19 protein-coding genes are annotated in these 24,117 nt (G+C 70.1%); 13 read left to right on the forward strand and 6 right to left on the reverse strand.

Annotated elements, in window-relative coordinates:
• The first annotated feature begins 1 nt into the window (after position 1).
• Positions 2-1,036, forward strand: a complete 1,035-nt coding sequence (locus tag ACT53Q_RS09835) for a patatin-like phospholipase family protein (protein WP_476186472.1) — start codon at positions 2-4, stop codon at positions 1,034-1,036.
• Positions 1,037-1,118: 82 nt separating this feature from the next.
• Here ACT53Q_RS09835 and ACT53Q_RS09840 read toward each other — a convergent pair whose 3' ends face one another.
• The 6 genes from ACT53Q_RS09840 to ACT53Q_RS09865 form a co-directional block, all read right to left on the reverse strand.
• Complete coding sequence (locus tag ACT53Q_RS09840; RefSeq protein WP_476186473.1) at positions 1,119-3,095, reverse strand: hypothetical protein; 1,977 nt, start codon at positions 3,093-3,095, stop codon at positions 1,119-1,121.
• A 309-nt stretch (positions 3,096-3,404) separates the two neighbouring features.
• Positions 3,405-4,766: a DEAD/DEAH box helicase gene (locus tag ACT53Q_RS09845; protein WP_476186474.1), complete on the reverse strand. Its 1,362-nt coding sequence runs from the start codon at positions 4,764-4,766 to the stop codon at positions 3,405-3,407.
• Positions 4,767-5,072: 306 nt separating this feature from the next.
• Positions 5,073-6,446, reverse strand: coding sequence for an MBL fold metallo-hydrolase (locus ACT53Q_RS09850; protein WP_476186475.1), 1,374 nt, complete (start codon positions 6,444-6,446; stop codon positions 5,073-5,075).
• Positions 6,447-6,633: 187 nt separating this feature from the next.
• Complete coding sequence (locus tag ACT53Q_RS09855; protein WP_476186476.1) at positions 6,634-7,683, reverse strand: hypothetical protein; 1,050 nt, start codon at positions 7,681-7,683, stop codon at positions 6,634-6,636.
• Between the two features lie 391 nt (positions 7,684-8,074).
• Positions 8,075-9,124, reverse strand: coding sequence for a hypothetical protein (locus tag ACT53Q_RS09860; RefSeq protein WP_476186477.1), 1,050 nt, complete (start codon positions 9,122-9,124; stop codon positions 8,075-8,077).
• Positions 9,125-9,318: 194 nt separating this feature from the next.
• Positions 9,319-10,353, reverse strand: coding sequence for a hypothetical protein (locus tag ACT53Q_RS09865; protein ID WP_476186478.1), 1,035 nt, complete (start codon positions 10,351-10,353; stop codon positions 9,319-9,321).
• Positions 10,354-10,540: 187 nt separating this feature from the next.
• Between ACT53Q_RS09865 and ACT53Q_RS09870 the strand changes: the two genes are divergently transcribed.
• The 12 genes from ACT53Q_RS09870 (at position 10,541) to ACT53Q_RS09925 (ending at position 24,107) form a co-directional block, all read left to right on the forward strand.
• Positions 10,541-12,676, forward strand: coding sequence for a M13 family metallopeptidase (locus ACT53Q_RS09870; protein ID WP_476186479.1), 2,136 nt, complete (start codon positions 10,541-10,543; stop codon positions 12,674-12,676).
• Positions 12,677-13,017: 341 nt separating this feature from the next.
• Entirely contained in the window at positions 13,018-13,578 is a 561-nt protein-coding gene (locus ACT53Q_RS09875; RefSeq protein ID WP_476186829.1) for a sigma-70 family RNA polymerase sigma factor, read from the forward strand.
• Positions 13,575-14,381, forward strand: a complete 807-nt coding sequence (locus tag ACT53Q_RS09880) for an anti-sigma factor (protein WP_476186480.1) — start codon at positions 13,575-13,577, stop codon at positions 14,379-14,381. Before ACT53Q_RS09875 ends, ACT53Q_RS09880 begins: the two co-directional genes overlap by 4 nt.
• 255 nt (positions 14,382-14,636) lie before the next feature.
• Positions 14,637-15,557: an acyl-CoA desaturase gene (locus ACT53Q_RS09885; RefSeq protein ID WP_476186830.1), complete on the forward strand. Its 921-nt coding sequence runs from the start codon at positions 14,637-14,639 to the stop codon at positions 15,555-15,557.
• On the forward strand, positions 15,557-16,846 hold the full coding sequence (locus ACT53Q_RS09890; RefSeq protein ID WP_476186481.1) for an NAD(P)/FAD-dependent oxidoreductase: 1,290 nt from the start codon (positions 15,557-15,559) through the stop codon (positions 16,844-16,846). Before ACT53Q_RS09885 ends, ACT53Q_RS09890 begins: the two co-directional genes overlap by 1 nt.
• The gene (locus ACT53Q_RS09895) at positions 16,843-17,634 is read left to right on the forward strand and encodes a DUF1365 domain-containing protein (protein ID WP_476186482.1); all 792 of its coding nucleotides are present in this window, start codon (positions 16,843-16,845) and stop codon (positions 17,632-17,634) included. Before ACT53Q_RS09890 ends, ACT53Q_RS09895 begins: the two co-directional genes overlap by 4 nt.
• Positions 17,631-18,923, forward strand: a complete 1,293-nt coding sequence (locus ACT53Q_RS09900) for a class I SAM-dependent methyltransferase (RefSeq protein ID WP_476186483.1) — start codon at positions 17,631-17,633, stop codon at positions 18,921-18,923. The genes ACT53Q_RS09895 and ACT53Q_RS09900 overlap by 4 nt, the downstream gene beginning before the upstream one ends.
• Positions 18,920-19,501 (forward strand): DUF2878 domain-containing protein, encoded by a 582-nt coding sequence (locus ACT53Q_RS09905; protein WP_476186484.1) that lies wholly within the window; start codon positions 18,920-18,922, stop codon positions 19,499-19,501. The genes ACT53Q_RS09900 and ACT53Q_RS09905 overlap by 4 nt, the downstream gene beginning before the upstream one ends.
• On the forward strand, positions 19,498-20,322 hold the full coding sequence (locus ACT53Q_RS09910; protein ID WP_476186485.1) for a DUF1295 domain-containing protein: 825 nt from the start codon (positions 19,498-19,500) through the stop codon (positions 20,320-20,322). Before ACT53Q_RS09905 ends, ACT53Q_RS09910 begins: the two co-directional genes overlap by 4 nt.
• Positions 20,319-21,401, forward strand: a complete 1,083-nt coding sequence (locus ACT53Q_RS09915; protein WP_476186486.1) for an SAM-dependent methyltransferase — start codon at positions 20,319-20,321, stop codon at positions 21,399-21,401. Before ACT53Q_RS09910 ends, ACT53Q_RS09915 begins: the two co-directional genes overlap by 4 nt.
• A gap of 27 nt (positions 21,402-21,428) precedes the next feature.
• A complete protein-coding gene (locus tag ACT53Q_RS09920; protein ID WP_476186487.1) occupies positions 21,429-21,968 on the forward strand; it encodes a lipocalin family protein in 540 nt (179 codons plus the stop codon).
• A 102-nt stretch (positions 21,969-22,070) separates the two neighbouring features.
• Entirely contained in the window at positions 22,071-24,107 is a 2,037-nt protein-coding gene (locus ACT53Q_RS09925; protein WP_476186488.1) for a M13-type metalloendopeptidase, read from the forward strand.
• The last annotated feature ends 10 nt before the right edge of the window (positions 24,108-24,117 follow it).

A 24,117-nucleotide genomic window follows, 5' to 3' on the forward strand; every position in this document is an offset into this window, starting at 1 on the left:
CATGCACCGCTTCCGCCCCGCCCTCGTCGCCTGCTGTCTCGTCCTCCTCGCCGCCTGCGGCAGCCCCACCCGCCCCACGCCGCCGCCGGCGGTCGTCACGCCGCCCCCCGCGCCCAGGCCCGTGAAGATCCGCATCGGCCTGGCCCTCGGCGGCGGTGCGGCCAAGGGCTTCGCCCACATCGGCGTGATCAAGATGCTCGAGGCCAACGGCTTCAAGCCCGAGGTCGTGTCCGGCACCAGCGCCGGCAGCGTGGTCGGTGCGCTCTACGCCAGCGGCATGACCGTGTTCCAGATGCAGGAAAGCGCGGTCGCGCTGGACGAAGCCGAGATCCGCGACGTCACCCTGTTCAACGGCGGCCTGATCCAGGGCCAGAAGCTGCAGGACTACGTCAACCGCATGGTCGGCAACCGGCCGTTCGAGAAGCTCGCCCTGCCCTTCGCCGCGGTGTCGACGAAGCTGGAGACCGGCGACCGCATGGTGTTCGCGCGCGGCAACGTCGGCCAGGCCGTGCGCGCCTCGTGCAGCATCCCCGGCGTGTTCGAGCCGGTGCGCATCGGCGACGTGCACTACGTCGACGGCGGCGTGGTCAGCCCGGTGCCGGTGGACGCCGCGCGCCAGTTGGGCGCCGATTTCGTCATCGCCGTCGACATCTCCACCAGGACCACCGGCGCCACGCCGAAGAACATGCTTGGCGTCGTCAACCAGTCGATCACGATCATGGGCCAGCGCCTCGGCGCGCAGGAGATGGCGCGCGCCGACGTGGTGATCCGCCCGCGCGTCAACGACATCGGCCCGGCCGATTTCGAACAGCGCAACCGCGCGATCCTGGAAGGCGAGAAGGCCGCGCTGGCGGCGATGCCGCAGATCCGCGCGAAGCTGGCGCAACTGCGAGCGACCCGCCAGCGCGCCGAGGCCGACCGCGTCGCCCGCCTGCGCGCGGCCGAGGAGGCGAAGCAGCCGAAGTGCGAGAAGCCCGGCATGATCGGCGGTCTGTTCGGCAAGGACGAGAAATGCACGCCGGCGCCGAATCGCTGACCTCGCGCCGTCGGCACACCTGAAAGGAGAAGGGCCGGCAATGCCGGCCCTTCCGTTTTGCGCGTGATGCGCGATGCGACGATCAGTGCGCTTCGAGCACCGGCCGGAACATCACTTCCTGCAGGACGGCCGTGGCCTCGCATCTCGCCACCGTCAACGACGCCAGATCCGCCTTGCGGCGCAGCAGGTCGCCGAAATGGCTCGTCGACACCGCCCACGGCTGGATCGGGTCGTCCTTGGGGAACGTCGACGGCGAAGACAGCGTGCCGGTGCCGGTCAGGAACTTCGACAGATCGCTGGCCACGTTGGGCAGGCGCGGCGTGACATGGACGAACGACGTCTCCGGCGTCGCCCCCGACGGGAAGGTCACGAGCGGATTCCCGTTGTATCGGGTTTCGCCGCCGTGGCAGGCATCGCAGGTCCCGAGCGAGAACTTGCGCCGCCTCGCCGGGTCGGCGACGTACGACCCGTCATCCCAGACGGCACTGTCGGCCACCGAGAAGTTGAAGGTGGAACCGGTGACCCACGACGGCCCGCTGTATGTCCCGTTGATGATGCCCACCAATGCCGAGGTGTGGTTGAAGGGGTGATGCGGCGTGTTCTTCGTCGTGACGAGGTGCAGCTGATGATCGGCATCGAGATTGAACTCGCGCAGCTCCCAGGGATCGCCGCCACCGCCACCCGGAGGCCGCATCGCGATCGCCTCGGCACTGTCTCCGGACAGCGACGCGGTCCGCGCGGCCCCCAGCAATCCGCCGTACCCCGTGTTGGCCAGCGCGATCTCGTTGGTGCGGATCTGGCTGATCGCGCTGCCGTTGGGCTTGCCCGGGGCGACGCCGGCGCCGGTGAACTGACGAGTGATCGCCTCCAGGGCATTGTTGTAGACCGGGCTTCCGAGCGCGAGACCGGTCAGGGCGCCCCACTGCTGGGCATAGCTGCGGACGGCCGCGCACTGCTGGATCGGCACGCGGTATTCGAGGATGACGGTGAAGTCCATCTTCGAGCAGCCACCGCTGGCGTTGCGGTCGACGACGCCGAAGACGAAACGACCTTCGCCGGCATCGACCGTCGTGCCGCCGGCGCCGTAGGGCGAACTTCTCGTCGCACCGCTGCGCAGGTCGAGCCGGTTGACGATCGCCAGCAGGCGCATCGGCGACTGGTCGAGATCGAGCTTGCCGCCGATCCGCGGCCAGGCGTTGAGCACCTTCGTGTTGATCTTCGTGCGCGCCGGCACCGCATACGTGTTGATGGTGGCGTTCGTGTTCCAGGTCTGCAGCCAGTTCTCCACGAAGACCGCCGGGTCGACGCCGGTTGCCGACTGGTTCGTCATGTTGGTCATCAGCGTCTTGAACGTCCACGCGCCGTTCGGATTGCCGTAGTTGCCGCAGATGTCGAACGTGCGGGCGGGATCGCGCACCACGGACAGGTCCGTGATCATCAGCGTCTTGCCCGGATCGAAACTCGGCATCACCGGCGGCATGATCACGCCGGGACGGATGCGCAGCGGGAGCGACTTCTCGCGCGCGACGCTGACCTCCGCCGGGTCGAGAAAGGCGAATTTCTCCTCGCCGGTCCACGTGCGTCCGTCGAAGGCATCGAAGGCCTCGAGCTTCGCCTCGGCGATGTCCTTGCGACGCTGCGCCTGTTCCTCGACGAACAGATCGAAGTCGAAATCGATCATCGCCGCGTACTTGTCGGGTTCCTTCTCGTCGCGCTTGAGGGCGTACTCGCGCTTTTCGTCGACCGCGAAGTAGACGACGTCGCCGAGTTCCTCCGCGTTGCGGTAGCGCACGGCGAGCCGCGCGTTGCCTTCAGGATCGCCGGCCTGTTCCATCGGCGTCAGCTCGACTTCGACGGGGATCGGCGTCGGTTCGGCGACCGGCGCTTCTCCCTTGACGGCCTTGGGGGCGAGCGCGGCGGGCGGCGCGGACGCGACGCGCGACCCGGCGTCCGTCCCGGCCGAGGTGACCGAAAGCGCCTGCGTGTCGGTGGACGCGCTCCACGGCGGATCGCAGGCGGTGAGGCCGCACGAGAGGACCAGGAGGGATGTGGCGTGCAAGAACTTCGATGGCCCGATCCGGGCCGCATGACCATGACGCATGGGCTTCACTCCTTGTGAATGCGATGGTGTACCGGGGCCTCGCGATCCTTCGGAATCGATCTTCCGCGATCGATCCGCTGCGACCGATCCGTCGTGGATCGTGCGCCCCCGGATGGCTGCACGCGACCGGCGTCTTGCAGCAGCGCGTGCATTGCGTCCATTCGCGGAAGAGGACGCATTCCGGACATCCGCCGGACGAAAAAAAGGCCGGGAATCCCGGCCTTTTCTGCACACTATCGATGCCGTGGCATCGATCGATGCAAGCGATCAGCTGCGCTGGTCGCGACGCCTGCCCTGCCCCTGCCCGCGTCCCTGCTCGGACGTCTTCTGGCCGGTATGCGCATGCGCGTGCGCACCGCGGTCGGCCGGCTTGCCGTGCGCGCGATGCGCCGGCTTGCGCGGCGGACGCTGCCCGCCCGGACGCTGGGCCTGCGGACGCGGCGCACCGCTGCGCGGGGCGCCCGGCGCGTTGGCGTCGAGGCGGATCGGGCGACTCGGCTCGAAGCCGTCGACGGCCTCCAGCGCGATGTCCGCCTTCAGCAGGCGCTGGATCTGGCGCAGCAGCGGTGCCTCGTCCGGCGACACCAGCGAGATCGCCTCGCCGTGCGCGCCGTTGCGGCCGGTGCGGCCGATGCGGTGCACGTAGTCCTCGGCGACCATCGGCAGGTCGTGGTTGATGACCAGCGGCAGGTTCGGGATGTCGAGGCCGCGGGCGGCCACGTCGGTGGCGACCAGGATGCGCGCCTTGCCCGACTTGAACTGGTTCAGCGCCTTCTGCCGCGCGGCCTGGCTCTTGTTGCCGTGGATCGCCAGCGCCGGCAGGCCGGCGGTTTCGAGCTGCTCGGCGAGGCGGTTGCAGCCGTGCTTGGTCTTGCCGAAGACCAGCACCTGCTCGGTGTGGCGCCTGGTGAGGATGTCGATCAGCAGGTCGCGCTTGCGCGAACCGTCGACCGGATGCGCGCGGTGCGCGATCGTCGCCGCGACCGCGTTCTGCGCGGCGACCTGCACCTGCTTCGGATCGCGCATGAATTCCAGCGCGAGCTGCTTGATGCGCGGCTCGAACGTGGCCGAGAACAGCAGCGTCTGCCGCTCGGCCGGCACGCGGGCGAGGATGCGCTTCATCGCCGGCAGGAAGCCCATGTCGAGCATGCGGTCGGCTTCGTCGAGGATCAGCACTTCCACCGCATCGAGCTTGGCGCTGCCCTGCTGCATGTGGTCGATCAGGCGACCCGGCGTGGCGACGAGGATGTCGACGCCGCGGCGCAGGTTGTCGACCTGCGGGCCCATGCCGGCGCCGCCGAAGATCGTGGTGACGTTGAGGCGGGCGTACTTGCCGTAGGCGCGCAGGCTGTCGGCGACCTGCACCGCGAGCTCGCGGGTGGGCACCAGGATCAGCGCGCGCGGCTTGCGCGGGCCGGTCGCGGGCTTGGCGCCGGCGGTGAGGCGCTGCAGCAGCGGCAGGCCGAACGCGGCGGTCTTGCCGGTGCCGGTCTGGGCACCGCCGAGGACGTCCTCGCCAGCGAGCACCAGCGGGATGGCTTCGGCCTGGATGGGGGTGGGCACGGTATAGCCGGTATCGGCCAACGCGCGCAGCAGCGCGGGCGCGAGCCCGAGCGTTTCGAAAGTCATGATGATGCTCCGGGCATCCACGAGGGGATGCGTCTGTCACTCGGAGCTTTCCGACCGCGCTGCGAGCAGGAGAAAACGACGCGCCGGACGGCGGATCGTGTTCGCGCAACGAAAGACGTGCGGAGCGCGCTGGTTCGGCAGGCGCGAAAGCGGTGCCGGAAGGACAGCGGCGACGAGGGAAAACGGACCCGCCGTACGCGAAACGGGGCCGATGCTACGCGAAAACCGCTGGTTCCGCCAGCAACTGCCTGTCCGGACTGCGGTTTTCTGAACGGCCCGTCCCGGCAGGCATGCCCCGAGGCCGGCTCAGACGTCGAGTTCCAGCCCCGGCCGCGCCAGCGTGGCGGTGATGCCGAATTTCTCGCCGATCTCGCCGGCCAGCGCCTCGCGGGCCTTGTCCTCGCCGTGCACCAGCGCCAGCGGCGGATGCCCGGCGAACTGGCCGTACCACTCGATCAGCCCGTGCTGGTCGGTGTGCGCCGACAGCCCGCCGACGGTGTGGCGCCTGGCGCTCACGCGGACGTCATGGCCATGGATGCGCACCCACGGCGCGCCGTCGACGATGCGCCGGCCCAGCGTGCCTTCGGCCTGGTAGCCAACGAACACGATGTGCGTCTGCTTGCGGTGCAGGCGGTGCTTCATGTGATGCAGGATGCGACCGGCGTTGGCCATGCCCGAACCGGCGATCACGATCAGGCCGCGCTCGATGCGGTTGATCGCCATCGATTCGTCGACGGTCTCGGTGATGCGCAGGTTCGGCAGCCGGAACGGGTTCGGGCGCGAGCGCCAGACCGCCTGGGCATCGGCATCGAACAGGTCGTGGTGGCGGTCGTAGACCTCGACCACCTTCGACGCCATCGGGCTGTCGAGGAAGATCTGCCAGCGCGAGAGCTTCCAGTCGTCCCAGTGCCGCGCGAACCAGTACAGCAGCTCCTGGCTGCGGCCGACGGCGAAGGCCGGGATCAGCACCGCCCCGCCCTGGTGCCACGCGTCGTCGAGGATCTCGCCCAGCTCCTGGATGGTTTCGGCGCGATCGCGGTGCAGGCGGTCGCCGTAGGTCGACTCCATCAACACGAGGTCGGCGCGGTCGATCACTGCCGGGTCGCGCAGGATCGGCGTGCCCTTGGGGCCGAGGTCGCCCGAGAACACCAGCTTGCGGCCGTCGGCCCACAGTTCGACGCTGCTCGACCCGAGGATGTGGCCGGCGTCGCGGAAGGTCATCTCCACGCCGGGAAAGAGTTCGTTGCGGGCGTCGTACGGCAACGGCCGGAGCTGGCGCAGCGCGTCGCGGACGTCGTCGCGGGTGTACAGCGGCACGGCCTCGGGCTGGCCGCGGTGGCGATCGCGGTTGGCGCGTGCGGCCTCGCTCTCGGCGATGCCGGCGGCGTCCAGCAGCATGATCGGCATCAGGTCGGCGGTGGCCTTCTGGGCGAAGATCGGCCCGCGGAACCCGCGCTGCACCAGCAGCGGCAGGCGCCCGATGTGGTCGATGTGCGCGTGGCTGACGATCAGCGCATCGAGTTCCGACGGCTCGAACGGGAACGGATCGGCGTTGCGGGCCTCGGCCTGCGGACTGCCCTGGATCATCCCGCAGTCGAGCAGCAGGCGCTTGCCCGCCGCTTCGACCAGATGCAACGAACCGGTGACTTCACCGGCAGCGCCTTGGAAGGTGACGCGCATGGGAGGTACCTCGTCTTGCGTTGGCGGCAGCTTCCCGCAAACGAGGTGGCGTGGCAATCATTATCCGTATGTCAAAGGGCTGGAGTCGCCGGGGAAAGCGCAGCGCACCGGGGACTTTGCCTCAGCCCCGGGTGCGCCGCGCTTAACTAGCGATGCTTGCCGCTTGGCAGAAAATCCTTTACCGAAATCAACGGCCCGGTATACGACAACAACGAACGTTCGCCGTAATCTGCCGGGTACCATTTGGATTTGAATACTGACACGTATACTGCGTATCGCTTATATATCCGCCGTGGATATATATAATTGCGTTAAGCGCTTCACTTCGACAGCTTCCTGACATCGCAGTGTAGCCAGCAGCGCAGCTAGGGCTTGAAAAAGTGGTTATACCCGAAGGCACCCCAGTGACAGGCGTAGTAAGCGTCATACACTCCAACGCCGTAGCCTCCGGCTCCCGGAAATACCCCACGATATCCGCGACGAGATGCGTCTGCGCATAGCTGTAGACGCTGAACTCGTACGCGGCCGCGCTCTGGTCGAGACGCACGATCGCCAAGCCGTTGCGGATGTCGCCGGCGACGTAGTTGAGCGTCGCCGCCGTCGGCTGGCTGGCCAGATACGGAAAGGCGGTGATGTAGCCGGCCGTGTTCGGGCTGACGACGGTGATGTTCAGCGCCGCGGCCGCGAACGAGCCCTTGTCGCCGACGTTGCAGTTGCTGGTATCCCCGCCCTGCGGCGCGAAACGCATGACGTCGGTGATGTCGAAGTCGCGAAAACTGTTCGCCGGGATCGGGCCACCGACGATGCGGGTATCGAGGATGCGGCACGGCGTGACCGGCACGTAGACCAGATCCTGCCCCGGATCGCCGAGCGCCTTCCCGCCCGGCTTCGATCGCGTCGGCACGATGCCGGCGGGCGACGACGTCGCCAGCAACGCATCGTTCATCGCCGCGAACCCACGCGCTTCCGCAGCCGCCCGCAACACCGGCAGCGATGCGCGCGCGAATACCGGCCCCATCGAGTCGGCCCATCGCCGCGGGTCGACACGGTATGCCTCCTGCACGTGGCCGCCCCATTTCGCGACGATCCGGTACACCCACTGCGCGCGCTCCGAACGCGGCGCCCCTTGACGATCCACGCGCGCCGGATCCTGCGCCCATGCGGGCACGGCGAACGCGCAGGCCAGCGCCAGTGTGACGACGAACCGCCGGACAGACTTCGATGCTTTCCCATGCATACAGACCTCCTGTCTTGATCGAGTGAGGTCCGGAAGATGCCTCCCTGCATCGATCGGACATCGCGCCGACGGGATCCACCGACGCGGCCGACCGGATCGGCACGTCGCGTGCGATCCGGAGAGCAACACCTCCGTGTGCGGCCCCTCGCCCGGCCCGGCCAGCGCGGCCAGGCCCTTGCCTTTCGAGGCTAGCGCCGGAATGCGCCTTGCCGCAATCGATTTCCGGCATCCGTGCGGCATCTGATTGGTCGCTGCAATCAGGACCCGGGACATCGATCGACGGCGCGAATGTCCGTGCCGGATCCGACGCGAAAATCGGAGCCCCGACAAAGAGGAAGGCCCGCGCGAGCGGGCCTTCCGGGTGACGCATGGGATACGGCGGGCGCAGGCGTTACGGGCGACCCGGCGTCCGGCAGCAGCGGCCGTAGGCCACGCCGTTGCTGGCGGCCGTGCCCTGGTTGGCGAAGGCGCAGAACTGCTGCTCCGAGTCGGACAGCATGCGGGTGGTGATCACGCGGCCACCGAAGTCGGACATGCTGCAGCCGCCGCCGGTCATCACGTAGCCCGACGGGCAGGTCGGCGAGAGCACCGTGCCGATGGCGCCGGCGTTGATGGCCGAGGGCAGCGAACTGACTTCCATGCAGTCCAGCGCCGTCGCCTGCGGGTGGATGTAGTAACCGACGAGGTCGGCGACCAGCTGCGTGTCGGCGAAGGTGTAGACGCTGAGGTCCTGGCTGGCGTCGTCCTGGTTGAGCTTGACCACCGCGAGGTTGCCGCGGATGTCGCCGGCGGTGTAGTTCACCGTCGCCGCCAGCGGCTTGGTGGCGCCAAACGGATAGGCGGTGATGTAGCCGGCCGCGTTCGGCGTGACCACGGTGAAGTTGATCACCGCCGCGGCGAACGGGCCGGCCGCGCCCACGCCGCAGTCGGTGGTGTCGCCGCCCTGCGCCGCGTAGTTGGCGGTCTCGGACACGTCGAAGCTGCGGGTGCCGTTGGCCGGGATCACGCCGCCGGCGACGCGGGTGTCGATGATGCGGCACGGGGTGACCGGCACGAACACCAGGTCGTTGGCGATCTCGCCCAGCGCCTTGGTCGGGCGGCGCAGCGAGCCGTTGTTGACCGCCGCGACCAAGTTGCCGGAGGCCGTGCGGCCGCGGCTGTCGACGAGGAAGGCGTTGTTCATGGCCTCGAAGGTCGGGGCCTTGGCGGCCACCCCGAGGCTGCCGAGCGAGGCCTTGGCGAAGATCGGGCCCATGTCGGTGGCCCACTCGTGGACATCGGCGCCATAGACGCGTTGGACGTGGACACCCCACTTCAGCACGATCTGGCGAACGAGTTCGCCACGGAGGGTATGCGGTTTGCCGGCGGCATCGGCGGCGCCGGAGAACAGGACAGGCAGGACGCAGGCCAGGGCGGCCGCGACGACAGGACGGAACTTCACGATGAGCGTCTCCACAGGGAGGGATGGCCGCCCGTCCCCCCGGGCGGCATGGGGCCGCCTATGGTGCCCCATCGCGATGACGAAAGTGAGATGGGGGCGTCAGTCCCGCTTCCCCGGACGGCGGAAGGGCCCGCCTGTGCGGGCCCTTCCGGGGCGAACGACCGGGAAAACCTCCGGGAAAATCCGGAGGCGGATCAGCGGCCCGGGACCCTGCAGCAGGTGCGGGAGGCGCGCAGTTCGGACGCGAGGGTGCTGTTGTTCTGCGCCGAGCAGGTGCCGCCGTGGCTGAACACGATCGGCATCTGCCAGCTGCCCGTCTCGCAGTTGGTGGCGGTCTGGGTGTACCCGGTCGGGCAGGCCGGCGCGGTCACGTTCGCCGTGTTGCCGGCGGCGACGTTGCTGATGGTGTTCGCCGTGTCCTGGCACTGCAGCGCGGTGGGCGCCGGATTGATGTAGTAGCCCACGATGTCGGCCACGACGTGGGTCTGGGCGAAGGAGTAGATGGTCAGTTCAGACGCGGATGCGCCCTGGTCGAGCTGGACCACCGCGAAGTTGCCGCGGATGTCGCCAGCGGTGTAGTTGACCGTGGCCGCCAGCGGGCGGGTCACCAGGTACGGATACGCGGTGATGTAGCCGGCGGCGGAAGGCGTGACGACGGTGAAGTTGATGGCCGCCGCGGCGAAGGAGCCCGCGGCGCCGGCGCCGCCGCAGTTGGACGCGTCGCCGCCCTGGAAGGAATAGCTGCTGACCGCAGTCACGTCGACGTTGAGCGTGCCGTTGGCCGCGATCGGCGTGCCGGACACGCGGGTATCGAGGATGCGGCACGGCGTGACGGGCACGTACACCAGATCGGCGGCGGCATCGCCGAGCGCCTTGGCGACCTTGGTGCCGTTGGCGGCCGAAGCGGCCAGCAGCGAGGGCGAGCCGCCGGGCTTGCCGCCGCTGACCAGCAGTTCGTTGTTCATCTGGTCGAAGGTCCTGGCGTCGGCGGCGCGACGCAGGGCCTCGATCGACGACTTCGCGAAGACCGGGCCCATGTTGCCGGCCCAGCGGCCGATGTCGGCCTTGTAGGCTTCCTGCACGTGGCCGCCCCACTTGAGGACGATCCGGCGCACCAGTTCGCCACGCTCCGTGCGGGCGCTGGTACCGGCGGCGATGGCGTCCTGGCCGATGACGAGAGCGGGCAGCGCGAGCGCGAGGCAGGCGGCGAACAGAGTGTGTGCTTTCACGGGATTCCTCATTGATCTGGATGACGGATGGACGGGGTTCGCGGCACTGCGGAGATGGCCGGTCCCGCTTCTGGTCAACGCAAAGGACCGCGAGGCGGGGACACCGCGCCATGACCTTCGACACCGGACCGGACGGGCCGCCGGCGCTAGAGTCGCCGCACGCGCCCCGACCGGGGCGATCCATCGCATGCCCGCCCGGGCCGGAGACTCCGTGAACGCTCGTCAATCCGCTTCCCACCCCCCCCGCCTGCTCCTGCTTTCGGCCGCGGTCGCGACCGTCGTCTCCGGCATCGCGCTGTTCGGCGCCGATCCGGCGCACGCGGCCAAGGCCGCCGGCGCCGCGGCCCCGATGCTCGACACCAGCAAGCTGCCGCCCTACAACCAGTTCAAGGCTGGCGACCTCGACGCCGCGAAGAACGTCTGCGGCGACTTCGGCGGCTACGTCAACGGCAAGTGGCTGGCCTCGAACCCGATCCCGGGCGACCGCACCTCCTGGGGCGCCTTCGAGATGCTGGGCGAGCGTTCGCTGGCCGTGCAGCACCAGTTGGTCGAACGCGCCGCCGCCGATCGCAACGCCACCGGCGTCGAGAAGCTGGTCGGCGATTTCTGGGCCACCGGCATGGACGAGGCGAAGATCAACGCCCAGGGCATCACCCCGCTCAACAGCCGGCTGGCCGAGATCGATGCGCTGACCGACGACGCGTCGATCGCCCAGTACCTGCGCACCAGCGCCGCCAAGGGCGAGAACGCCCTCTTCGGCTTCGGCCCCAGCCCGGACTTCAAGGACTCCTCGGTCAACATCGCCTACGCCTTCCAGGGCGGCCTGGGCCTGCCCGACAAGGCCTACTACTTCGACGCCGACAAGAAGGAAAAGCTCGACGCCTACGAGAAGCACATCGCCAAGGTGCTGGAACTCTCGGGCATCGCCGCCGCCGACGCCGCGAAGCAGGCGAAGGACGTGGTCGCGTTCGAGACCCGCCTGGCCGGCGTGTCGAAGTCCAGCGAGGAACTCTCGCGCGACGCCGCGCTGTCCTACAACCCGGTGACCCCGGCCGAGGCCGACAAGCTGACGCCGAACTTCCCGTGGACGAAGTTCTTCGAGTCGCAGGGCGTCGCGGTGCCGAAGATGTTCTCGCTGGCGATCCCCGCCTTCCACCAGGAAGTCGGCAAGATGCTGGGCGACACCCCGGCCGCCACCTGGAAGAGCTACCTGCGCTTCCACACCGTCGACGGCGCCTCGCCGTTCCTCAGCGCGCCGTTCGTGCAGGAGAACTTCGACTTCTACAGCCGCGCCATGCGCGGGCAGAAGGAAATGAAGCCGCGCTGGAAGCGCGTGCTGGGCACGATCGAGGGCGAGGCCGGCGAAGCGCTGGGCCAGCTCTACGTGAAGGCCGCGTTCCCCGCCGAGTCCAAGGTGCGCATGGAGCAGCTCGTGCAGAACCTGCGCGACGCGCTCAAGGTGCGCCTGGAACAGCTCTCGTGGATGAGCCCGGAGACCAAGCAGAAGGCGCTGGAGAAGTGGGCGTCGTTCACGCCGAAGATCGGCTATCCGGACAAGTGGCGCGACTGGTCGGGCCTGAAGACCTCGCGCACCAGCTACCTCGACAACATCCTGGCCGGCAACGCCTTCAACTACCGCTTCGAGCTGTCGAAGATCGGCCAGCCGGTGGACAAGACCGAGTGGGGCATGAGCCCGCAGACGGTCAACGCCTACTACAACCCGCAGCAGAACGAGATCGTGTTCCCGGCGGCGATCCTGCAGCCGCCGTTCTTCGATCCCAAGGCCGACGATCCGCTCAACTATGGCGGCATCGGCGCGGTGATCGGCCATGAAATGATCCACGGCTACGACGACCAGGGCAGCCGCTTCGGGCCCACCGGCAACTTCGAGAACTGGTGGACCGATGCCGACGCCAAGGGCTTCTCGGCGCTCACCGACAAGCTGATCGCGCAGTTCGACGGCTACGAGGCGGCGCCGGGCAAGCACGTCAACGGCAAGCTGACGCTGGGCGAGAACATCGCCGACCTCGGCGGCATCAACGTCGCCTACGACGCGATGCGCCACGCCACCGCCGGCAAGGCCGATCCGATGATCGACGGCCTGACCCGCGACCAGCGCTTCTTCCTGAACTTCGGCACCGTGTGGCGCCGCAACTTCACGCCGAAGGAACTGGAAGTGCGCCTGGTCACCGATCCGCACGCACCGGCGAACTTCCGCGCGATCGGTGCCCCGTCGAACATGCCCGCCTTCGCCAACGCCTTCCAGTGCAAGGCCGGCGACGCGATGGTCCGCGACGGCGACAAGCGCATCCAGATCTGGTGATCCGGGTCGAGTGATCGCGATCGAATGATTGCGGTCGAGTGATCGCAGTCGACTGAATGCGCTCCGCGCGCCCCGCCCGTCCGCGGCGGGGCCCGCCTCCCATGCATCCCGCACGACAACGACGGGCCCGGAGCGATCCGGGCCCGTCGCGTGTCCGGCTGCATCCGGCCCGGGCCGCTGCGCGTATCGTCGGCATGCGCCTTTCCCCTCAGCCCCGGCCGATGCCGTGCCCGATGCGACCGCCGGGTCGCAGGATGCACGGACGCTTGCTCCGCAACGCGGCGCCCCCGAACATGGCGCCCAGCCTCCCTCCTTCGCCCCGGGAACCCGGAATGCCCGAACTGCGCGCCACCCCGGATGACGGTCCCCGACTCGATGCCCTGCTGCTGGCGGTCGCCGCCGGCGAGCGCCATGCCTTCGAGGCCCTGTACCGCGCGGCGTCGCCGCGGCTGTTCGCGATCTGCCTGCGCCTGCTGTCCGACCGCGCCGAGGCCGAGGACGTGCTGCAGGAAGTCTTCGTCTCGATCTGGCACAAGGCCGCGCAGTTCGACCCCGCCCGCGCCAGCGCACCGGCCTGGCTGGCCACGGTCGCCCGCAACCGCGCGATCGACCGCCTGCGGGCGCAGCCGTCGCGCGGCGCACTGGCGCCGATCGAGTTCGCCGACGAGATCGCCGACACCGGCGCCACGCCGCTGCAGTCGGCCGCCGCCGCGGACGACCGCGCCCGCCTCGACGCCTGCCTCGGCCAGCTCGAACCGCGCCGCCGGACACTGATCCGCACCGCGTTCTTCGAGGGCGCCACCTACGAGGAACTGGCCGAACGCATCGCCTCGCCGCTGGGCTCGGTGAAGAGCTGGATCCGCCGCGGCCTGCTGCAACTGCGGGAGTGCCTGGACGCATGAACATCCGCGATCTGCACGACCAGGACTTCGAGGGCCGCGAGCCGCCTTCGGCCGACCTGCTGGCCGGCGAATACGTGATCGGCGTGCTCGACGCCGAGCAGCGCCGCGAGGCCGAGGCCCGCATCGCGCGCGATCCCGGCTTCGCCCGGCTGGTCGCCGAATGGGAACGGCGGCTCGCGCCGCTGCTGGACGATCTGGCGCCGGTCGAGGTGCCCGCGCACCTGTGGCCGCGGGTGCGCACCCGTCTGGGTTGGGCGGCCGTCGGCGACGACAGCGCCCGCCCCGCGGCGCAGAGCGGGCTGTGGCAGAACGTCGGCTTCTGGCGCGCCGCCGCCGGGCTCGCCGCGGCCGCGGCGCTGCTCGCGATCGTCGCGGGCCCGATGGACCTGTTCGGCCCGCGCGGCCCCGGCCCGGTCGCGGTCACGCCGCCGGTCGAGCGCCCACCGGTCGAAGATCCGAGCGCGCCCAAACCGGTCACCACCCTCGCCCACGACGACGGCAGCCCCGGCTGGCTGGCGTCGGTCGACGCCCGCGCCGGTACGGTGCTGATGGTGCCGGTGCCCGCGCCCGCCGACGCGCGCGGCCGCGAGCCCGAACTGTGGCTGATCGCCCCGGGCGGCACGCCGAAGTCGCTGGGCATCGTGTCGATCAACCGCTCGCACACGGTCAAGGTGCCCGACACCCTGCGCGCCGGCCTGACCCAGGGCGCGGTGCTGGCGATCACGCTGGAACCGCACGGCGGCGCGCCGCACGGCGTGGCCACCGGCCCGATCATCGCCAAGGGCGAGATCGCGACGCTCTGACGCCGCCTTTGCGTGGCACGACCGGGGCCGCCTTCGGGCGGCCTCGTCGTGTCCGCGGCATGCCCGGGATTCAGACACCGTCGGCCCGCGGAAAAACTTTCGGCGACGCGTGCATCCGGATCGCGACGGGGCCCGTATCAGGCAACGACTTTCGAGGAGTCGTCCATGCCGGATGCCGTCGCCACACGTTCCGAAGCCCCCGCTCCCGCCGCGCCGTCGGCGCCTGCAGCCCCTGCCCGTTCGCTGCGGACCGCGCTGCGACGCTGGTTCGACACCGGGGTTTCCGACGCGCCCGCCGGCGGCACCGACGACGACCGCATCGACTGGGCCCGCGCCGTGCCCTTCGCCGCACTGCACCTCGCCTGCCTCGGCGTGTTCGCGGTCGACGTCTCGGCGACGGCGCTGGGCGTCGCCGCGCTGCTGTACGCGGTGCGGATGTTCGCGATCACCGGCTTCTACCACCGCTATTTCTCGCACAAGACTTTCCGCACCTCGCGCGCGGCGCAGTTCCTGTTCGCGCTGATCGGCGCCGCCAGCGTGCAGCGCGGGCCGCTGTGGTGGGCCGCGCACCATCGCAACCACCACCGCCATTCCGACACCCTGCTCGATGTGCATTCGCCGAAGGTGCACGGGTTCTGGCGCAGCCATGCCGGCTGGTTCCTCACCCGCAGCGGCTTCCGCACTGACTGGGACCGCGTACGCGACCTCGCCCGCTTCCCCGAACTGCGCTGGCTGGACCGCTTCGACACGCTGGTGCCGGTCGCGTTGGCGATCGCGCTATACGCGCTGGGCGCGCTGCTGGAACGGTTCGCGCCGGCGCTGGGCACGAACGGCCCGCAGTTGCTGGTGTGGGGGTTCTTCGTGTCGACGGTGGTGCTGTTCCACGCCACCGTCACCATCAACTCGCTGGCGCACCGCTTCGGTCGCCGCCGTTTCGACACCCGCGACGACAGCCGCAACAACGGCTGGCTGGCGCTGCTGACCTTCGGCGAGGGCTGGCACAACAACCATCACTTCTTCCCGGGCAGCGCGCGGCAGGGCTTCCGCTGGTGGGAGATCGACCTGACGTACTACGGGCTGCGCGCACTGGCATGGGTGCGGGTGGTGCATGACCTGCGCCCCGTGCCCGCCTGGGTGCTCGAACGCGCGGCATCGACACGGGCGAGGGCCGCCTGATGCGCATCGCCGTCATCGGATCGGGCATCGCCGGCCTCGCCTCGGCCTGGCTGCTGTCGAAGTCGCACGAGGTCGTGCTGTTCGAGGCCGACGACCGCCTCGGCGGCCACACCCACACCCACGACATCAACCTGCAGGGCCGTCGTTACGCGGTCGACACCGGCTTCATCGTCCACAATCCCGCGCACTATCCGCTGCTGACCGCGCTGTTCGGCGAACTCGGCGTGGCCACACGGCCGACGACGATGAGCTTCTCGGTCCGCAACGAGGCCAGTGGGCTGGAGTACAACGCAACCAACGTCGACGCGCTGTTCTGCCAGCGACGGAATCTGGTGTCGCCGCGGTTCTGGCACATGCTGCGCGACCTCACCCGCTTCTATCGCGAAGCGCCGACCTTGCTCGACCTGCCCGGCGAAGGCCCGACGCTGGGCGACTACCTCGATGCCGGCGGCTACGGCGCGATGTTCCGCGACGACCATCTGGTGCCGATGGCCTCGGCGCTGTGGTCGTCGCCGTCGAACCGCATCCTCGCCTTCCCGGCGAAGTACCTCGTGCGGTTCATGGCGAACCACCACATGCTGCAGATCGACGATCGCCCGGAATGGCGCGTGGTCGACGGTGGGTCGAGCGCCTACGTGCACGCACTCGCCGCGCGCTGGCGCGTGCAGGTGCGCCTGTCCGCGGCCGTGCGCATGCTGCTGCGCGATGCCGACGGTGTCACCGTGTTCACCGCCGAAGGTGCCGAACGCTTCGACCACGTGGTGCTTGCCTGCCACAGCGACCAGGCGCTGCGCCTGCTCAACGACGCCAGCGATGCCGAGATCGCGATCCTCGGCGCCATTCCCTACCAGGCCAACGACACCGTGCTGCACACCGACGCCAGCCTGCTGCCGCGCCGGCGCAAGGCGTGGGCGGCGTGGAATGCGTTCGTGCCGCGCGATCCCGCCGACGTCTGCACCGTCAGCTACTGCATGAACCTGCTGCAGGGCCTCGACGCGCCGCAGCCGCTGGTGGTCACGCTCAACCGCACCGACGCGATCGATCCCGACCGCGTGCTGAAGCGCATGCGCTACCACCATCCGGTCTACACCCATGCCTCGGTCGCCGCGCAGGCGCGCAAGGCCGAGATCCAGGGCCGCCGCCGCACGTGGTTCGCCGGCGCCTACTGGGGCTGGGGCTTCCACGAGGACGGCATGCGCAGCGCGGTCGAGGTGGCCGCGGGGCTCGGCGTGCGCTGGCCGGCGACATCGACGTCGTCGTCGCCGGTGCGCGAGGTCGAGATTGCATGAGCGCCACGCTCTCCAGCGCCGTGTACGAAGGCACCGTGCGTCATCGCCGGCACGCGCCGCATGCGCACGACTTCGGCTACCGCATGGCGCAGCTGTATCTCGATCTCGACGAGGTGGCGCGCGTGTTCGACGGCCACGCGCTGTGGTCGAGCGACCGCCGCAACCTCGCCGAATTCCGCCGCAGCGACTATCTGGGCGACCCGGCGACGCCGCTCGCCGACGCGGTGCGCGACCGTGCGGCGACGGTGCTGGGCCATCGCCCGCAAGGCCCGGTGCGGCTGCTCACGCACCTGCGCTACTTCGGCTACGTGTTCAACCCGGTGAGCTTCTACTACTGCCACGCCGCCGACGGCGTCACGCTGGACTGCATCGTCGCCGAGATCACCAACACGCCGTGGAAGGAGCGCCACGCCTACGTGCTGCCGGTCGATGCCGCGGAACACCACGGCCGCGCGCTGGGCTGGACCTTCGCCAAGCGCTTCCACGTGTCGCCGTTCATGGCGATGGAACGCGACTACGCCTGGCGCTTCACCGTGCCTGGCGACGACCTGCACGTGCACATGGACGTCCTGCGCGACGGCACGCGCGAATTCGACGCCACCCTGCACCTGCACCGCCGCGCGCTGGACGCCGCGTCGCTGCGCCGCGTGCTGTGGCGCTATCCGCTGATGACCGCGCAGGTCGTCGGCGCCATCCACTGGCAGGCGCTGCGGCTGTGGCTCAAGCGCACGCCGGTGCACGACCACCCGCGCCACGCCCTTTCCCCGTCTCCCCGAGGTTCCCGATGAACGAGATCGCCGACCCCGCCGTCGTCGCCACCGACATGCGCTACGGCCGCTTCGACCGCTTCCTGCGCGATCGCCTCGTCGCGCAGCTCGCCGGGCTGCGCCACGGCCGCGTGCTGCTGCGCGACGCCTTCGGCACGACGCCGATCGGCACCGCGGACCGCGACGACGACCGCGTGGTGCGCCTGGACGTGCTCGATCCCGGCTTCTACCGCGCCGTCGCCGCCAACGGCAGCGTCGGTGCCGGCGAGTCGTACATGGACGGTCTGTGGCGCTGCGACGACCTCGTCGGCCTCGTGCGCCTGCTGGTGCGCAACCGCGACCTGCTCGACGGCATGGAAACCGGGACGGCGCGCCTGGGCGGCCTCGCGATGCGCGCCTGGCACGCGCTGCGCCGCAACACCCGCGACGGCAGCCGCCGCAACATCGCCGCGCACTACGACCTCGGCAACGATTTCTTCGGCCTGTTCCTGTCGCCGGACCTGATGTATTCCTCGGGCATCTGGGCCGGCGACGGGGACACGCTGGAGGCCGCCTCCACGCGCAAGCTCGACCGCATCTGCCGCAAGCTGGACCTGAAACCCGGCGACCGCGTGATCGAGATCGGCACCGGCTGGGGCGGGTTCGCGGTGCATGCCGCCACGCACTACGGCTGCCACGTCACCACCACCACGATCTCGAAGGAACAGCACGCCCTCGCCGCGCAGCGCGTGGCCGAGGCCGGCCTCGGCGACCGGGTGACGCTGCTGCTGCAGGACTATCGCGACCTGACCGGCACCTACGACAAGCTGGTCTCGATCGAGATGATCGAGGCGATCGGCGCCGAATACCTCGACACCTACTTCGCGAAGCTCGGCACGCTGCTGAAGCCCGACGGCATCGGCCTGGTGCAGGCGATCACCATCGAGGACCACCGCTACGAGCAGGCGCTGCGCTCGGTCGACTTCATCAAGCGCCACGTGTTCCCGGGCAGCTTCATCCCGTCGATCGCGGCGATGCTGGCGGCCAAGACGCGAGCAAGCGACCTCGCGCTGGTGCATCTGGAGGATTTCGGCCTGTCGTACGCGCGCACGCTCGAAGCGTGGCGGCAGCGCTTCCTCGCCGCGCTGCCGCAGGTCCGCGCGCAGGGCTACGACGCGCGCTTCGCGCGGATGTGGGAGTTCTACCTGGCGTATTGCGAAGGCGGCTTCCGCGAGCGCTCGATCGGCGTCGCCCACCTGCTGCTGGCGAAACCGGCGCATGCTGCGACGGTGGCGGCGCCGGAATGGCCGCGTGCGGAGCGACCGGCATGACCCGCGGTGCGATCGTCCTCAACGCCGTCGCCTACCAGTTGGTCTGGTTCGCGACGGTCCTCGGTGCCGGCCGCGGCCTGTGGTGGCCGGGCCCGCTCGCCGTGCTCGCGTTCGCGGTGCTGCACCTCGGTGTCATGATCCGCGACCGCGACGTGCGCCGGCGCGATCTCGCGCTGCTCGTCGCGGCGGTCGCCTGCGGTCTGGTCATCGACGGCGTGCTGTCGGGGTCGGGCGCCATCGTCTTCGCTGCGTCCAGCCCCGCGCTGCCGCCCGGCGGCGCGCCGCTGTGGATGCTGACGCTGTGGGCCGCGTTCGCGCTGACGCTGCGCCATTCGCTACGCGCGGTGACGGCGCGGCCGGTGCTGGCCGCGCTGCTGGGCGCGATCGGCGGGCCGCTGGCGTATCTCGGCGCCGCGCGCACCACCGGCGCGGTGGTGTTCCCGGAGCCGTCCGGCACGACGCTGGCGATGCTCGCCGGCGGCTGGTGCCTCGCGCTCGGGTTGCTGGCGCTGCTGGCATCGCGACCGACGCACGCCACGCCGGCACCGCGCGCACCGCTGGCGGGAGGTGCTGCATGAACGCGCTGTCGAGCCTCGGCCTCGTGTGGATGCTCGCCGCGCTGATGATGAGCGCCGGCTGGGTGTGGCAGAAGCGCCGCCGCAACGCCGGCATCGTCGACGTGCTGTGGTCGTTCGGCGTCGGCGGCAGCGCGGTGCTGCTGTGCGCGCTGGGCGACGGCGCGCTGTTGCCGCGCGTGGTCGGCGGCGTGCTCGGCGGGCTGTGGGGCGCGCGGCTCGGCCTGCACCTGTGGCATCGCGTGCGCAGCGAACCCGAGGACGGCCGCTACCGCGCGCTGCGCGAGCACTGGCAGGGCCGGCAGCTGTATTTCTGGCTGTTCTTCCAGTTCCAGGCGCTGCTGATCGTGCTGTTCGCGCTGCCGTTCGTGGCGGTCGCCGCAAATCCGCAGGCATCGATCGGCTGGGCCGTCGCCGCGGTCGCGATCTGGCTGTTCGGCGCCGGCGGCGAGGCCATCGCCGACGCGCAGCTCGCGCGGCACCGCGCCGATCCCGCCAACCGCGGCCGCACGATGCGCCGCGGCCTGTGGCGCTATTCGCGGCATCCGAACTACTTCTTCGAGTGGACACAGTGGTTCGCCTACCTCGCGCTGGCGGTGGGCTCGCCGCGCTTCGCGCTGGCCTGCGCCGGTCCGGTGGTGATGTTCGTGTTCCTGCGCTGGATCAGCGGCATTCCTTTCACCGAACGGCAGGCGCTGCGCACCCGCGGCGACGACTACCGCGACTACCAGCTCACCACGCCGATGCTGTTCCCGTGGTTCCCGAAGGCGCCCTCGCCTTCGGCTTCCCCTTCCGCCCCCGATTCCCGAGGCACCGACCGATGAACGCCACCGCCATCCCGCCGCAGGTCCTCGCCGCCGATCGTCCCGGCCCCGGCCTCATCGGCCTCGCCGAACGCGGGCTGCTGCCCGACGCGCTGCTGCGCCTCGGCATCCGTCGCCAGTGCGAGGACCGCCTGCGCGCCGAGAGCGCCGGCGGCCCCGAAGCGCAGGCCGAGCGCTTCCGCCAGCGCATCGAACAGCTGCGCCACAGCCCCGTCGCGATCCACACCGACGCCGCCAACGCGCAGCACTACGAGCTGCCGCCGGCGTTCTTCCGCGCCTGCCTCGGTGCGCGGCTGAAGTATTCCTGCGCCTACTACCCGCGCGGCGACGAGACGCTGGACCAGGCCGAGGACGCGATGCTCGCGCTGTACGGCGAACGCGCGCAGCTCGCCGACGGCCAGCGCATCCTCGAACTCGGCTGCGGCTGGGGTTCTCTGACGCTGTGGATGGCCGAGCACTACCCGAACGCGCGCATCACCGCGGTGTCGAACTCGCGGCCGCAGCGCGAACACATCGAGGGCGAATGCCGCCGCCGCGGCTTCCGCAACGTCGAGGTGATCACCTGCGACGTCAACCGGCTGGAACTGCCGGCGAGCGCGTTCGACCGCTGCGTGTCGATCGAGATGTTCGAGCACATGCGCAACTACCAGACGCTGCTGCAGCGCATCAGCGGCTGGCTGGCGCCGGGCGGGCGGCTGTTCGTGCACATCTTCGTCCACCGCACGCTGATGTACCCGTTCGAGGTCGAGGGCGAGGACAACTGGATGGGCCGGCACTTCTTCACCGGCGGGCTGATGCCGGCCGCGGACACGCTGCCGTGGTTCCAGCAGGATTTGCGGATCGAGGAACGCTGGCTGGTCGACGGCACGCACTACGAGAAGACCGCGAACCACTGGCTGCAGAACCAGGACGCGCGTCGCGACACGGTGATGCCGATCCTGCGCGAAGCCTACGGCGACCTCGCGCCGCTGTGGTTCCAGCGCTGGCGCATGTTCTGGATGGCCTGCGCCGAACTGTTCGGTTACGCCGACGGCCGCGAATGGCTGGTCGCGCACTACCGCTTCGCCCGCCCCGACTGACCCGCCGCCATGCCACGGAGATCGACCATGTTCAAGTTGCTCGCACTGCTCGTCCTGCTGGGCGGCGGTGGCCTGTACGCCTTCGGCCGCGAGAAGCCGCCGACGATCCCCACCGCGGGCTCGATCGACCTGCCGCGCTTCATGGGCGACTGGTACGTGATCGCCAACATCCCGACCTTCATCGAGAAGGACGCCTACGACGCCGTGGAGTCCTACGCGTTGCGCCCCGACGGGAAGATCCAGACCACCTACCGCCAGCGCCGCGGCGGCTTCGACGCGAAGCTGAAGACGATGCGCCCGGTCGGCACCGTGCGCCCCGGCACCGGCAACGCGGTCTGGGGCATGCAGTTCGTGTGGCCGATCCAGGCCGAGTACGTGATCGCCTACGTCGACGCGGACTACACCCGGACGATCGTCGCCCGCAGCAACCGCGACTACGCCTGGATCATGGCGCGCACGCCGACCCTCTCCGACGCGGACTACGCGGCGCTGGTGGACCGGCTGAAGGCGCTGGGCTACGACACGACGAAGCTGCGCAAGGTGCCGCAGCGCGCCGGGCACGACTAGACCAGGGCGGCTGAACGGGGGCGTCCGGAACGTGACGCCCGCGCTACCCGGCGGGCGCAGGGGGCTTGTTACACTCCCCGGACTTCCCAGGAACGCCCCCGCATGCCGACTCCGAACGCCCCGTCCCGCCTGCGTCCCGCCGCCCTCGCCCTCTGCCTGACCCTCGCCGTCGCCGCCATTCCGCAGGCCGACGCCGCGAAGAAGCGCAAGCCGGCGACGCCCGCCCCGAAGGCCGCCACGGCGCCGTCCGCCTGCACCGACCTGTATGCCTTTGCGAACGCCGACTGGCTGAAGGCGCATCCGGTGCCGGCCAGCGGCACGACCAGCGCCTTGGGCGAACTGGCCGAACGCAGCGTGCAGCAGCAGCGCGACCTGCTCGACGGCGCGATGACCGCCCCGCAGAACGGCATCCAGAAACTGCTCGGCGACTTCTGGGCCAGTGGCCTCGACGAAGCGGCGGTCGAGCGCGACGGCGCCGGCCCGATCGCGCCGCTGCTCTCGCGCATCGGCGCGATCAGGAAGCCGCAGGACGTCGCCCCGGCGATCGCGGCACTGCACCAGGTCGGCATCCCGGTCGCGTTCAACTTCACCGCCGACATCGACCTGAAGCAGCTCGACACCTACATGGGCTACTTCACGCAGGGCGGTCTGGGCCTGCCCGACGCCAGCTTCTACACCCGCACCGATCCCGACGCCCGCGCGCTGCTCGGCCGCTACAACGGCCACGTGCAGAAGATCCTCACCCTCGCCGGCACCCCGCAGGACAAGGTCGCGGCCGAGGCCGCGCTGGTGATCGACCTCGAAACCCGCATCGCCCGCCTGTCGAAGACGCAGGAACAACTGCGCAGCCTGCGCGCGACCTACAGCCCGGTGCCGACCAAGGACTTCGCGAAGAAGTACCGCAACCTGCAGCTCGGCGCCTTCCTCAAGGCGCAGGGCGTGAGCGCCGAACAGGTGTCGATGGCCGACCAGGCGCTGTTCGCGCAGCTCGACAAGCTGGTCACCAGCCTCAAGCCGAATGAATGGCAGGCCTACCTGCGCTTCCAGGTCGGCAACACGATGGCGCCCTACCTCGGCAAGAACTGGCGCGACGTCGACTTCGACTTCAACGGCCGCCTGCTGCGCGGCGAGACCGAGCAGGCGCCGCGCTGGCGCCAGGTGCTGGATGCGATCAACCGCTCCGCCGGCGACATGCTGGCGCACGAGTACGTCGCCCGCCACCTGCCCGACGCCACCCGCGAGCGCGCCGACGCCATCGCCCGCAGCGTGAAGCTGGCGCTGGGCGAAGCCATCGACCGCAACACCTGGATGGACGGGCCGACCAAGCAGGAAGCGCGCGCCAAGGCCGACCGCGTGAAGATCGAGATCGGCGCGCCGCGCAGCATCTTCGACTTCAGCCTGCAGCCGATGGGTCGCGGCAGCTTCGGCGGCAACATCCTGATCGCCTCGACCTGGCACCACCGCGAGGAAATGAAGCGCATCGGCCGCGCCAGCGCCGACCGCCGCTGGGACGTGCTGCCGCAGTCGCCGTCGATCAGCTACGACCTCGCCCACAACCGCGTGTTCGTGACCGCTGCGCTGCTGCAGCCGCCGGTGCTGGACATGCAGCAGCCGCTCGCCGCGCAGTACGGCAGCTTCGGCGCGATGGTCGGCCATGAACTGACCTACGTCGTCGACACCCGCGGCCGCGTGGTCGATTCGACCGAAGCGCTGCGCGACTGGTGGTCGGCCGACACCGCGACCGCGTGGCAGACCCGCACCGCACCGCTGGCGCCGCTGTTCTCGCGCTTCGCCTGGCCGGGCAGCCCGGCGACGAAGATCGACGGCGCGCGCACGCTGCCGAACAACGTCGCCGACCTGTCGGGCCTGGAACTGGCCTGGGGGGCCTACGCCGAGGCGGAGCCCAACGCCAAGGCCACGGACCAGCAGGCGTTCTTCCGCGGCTGGGCCCGGCTGTGGCCGCAGCAGGCGGCGCCCGCCGCCGTCGCTGCGCTGGCCGCCGCCTCGCCCTACCCGCCGGGCCAGTCGCGCGCGAACGTGCCGGCGATGCAGTTGCCGGCCTTCGGCACCACGTTCGCCTGCAAGGCCGGCAATCCGATGCTGGCGCCCGAGGCCGACCGCCTCTCGATCTGGCGCTGAAGCCGCACAT

The organism is Lysobacter sp. DMC97, assembly GCF_056313745.1.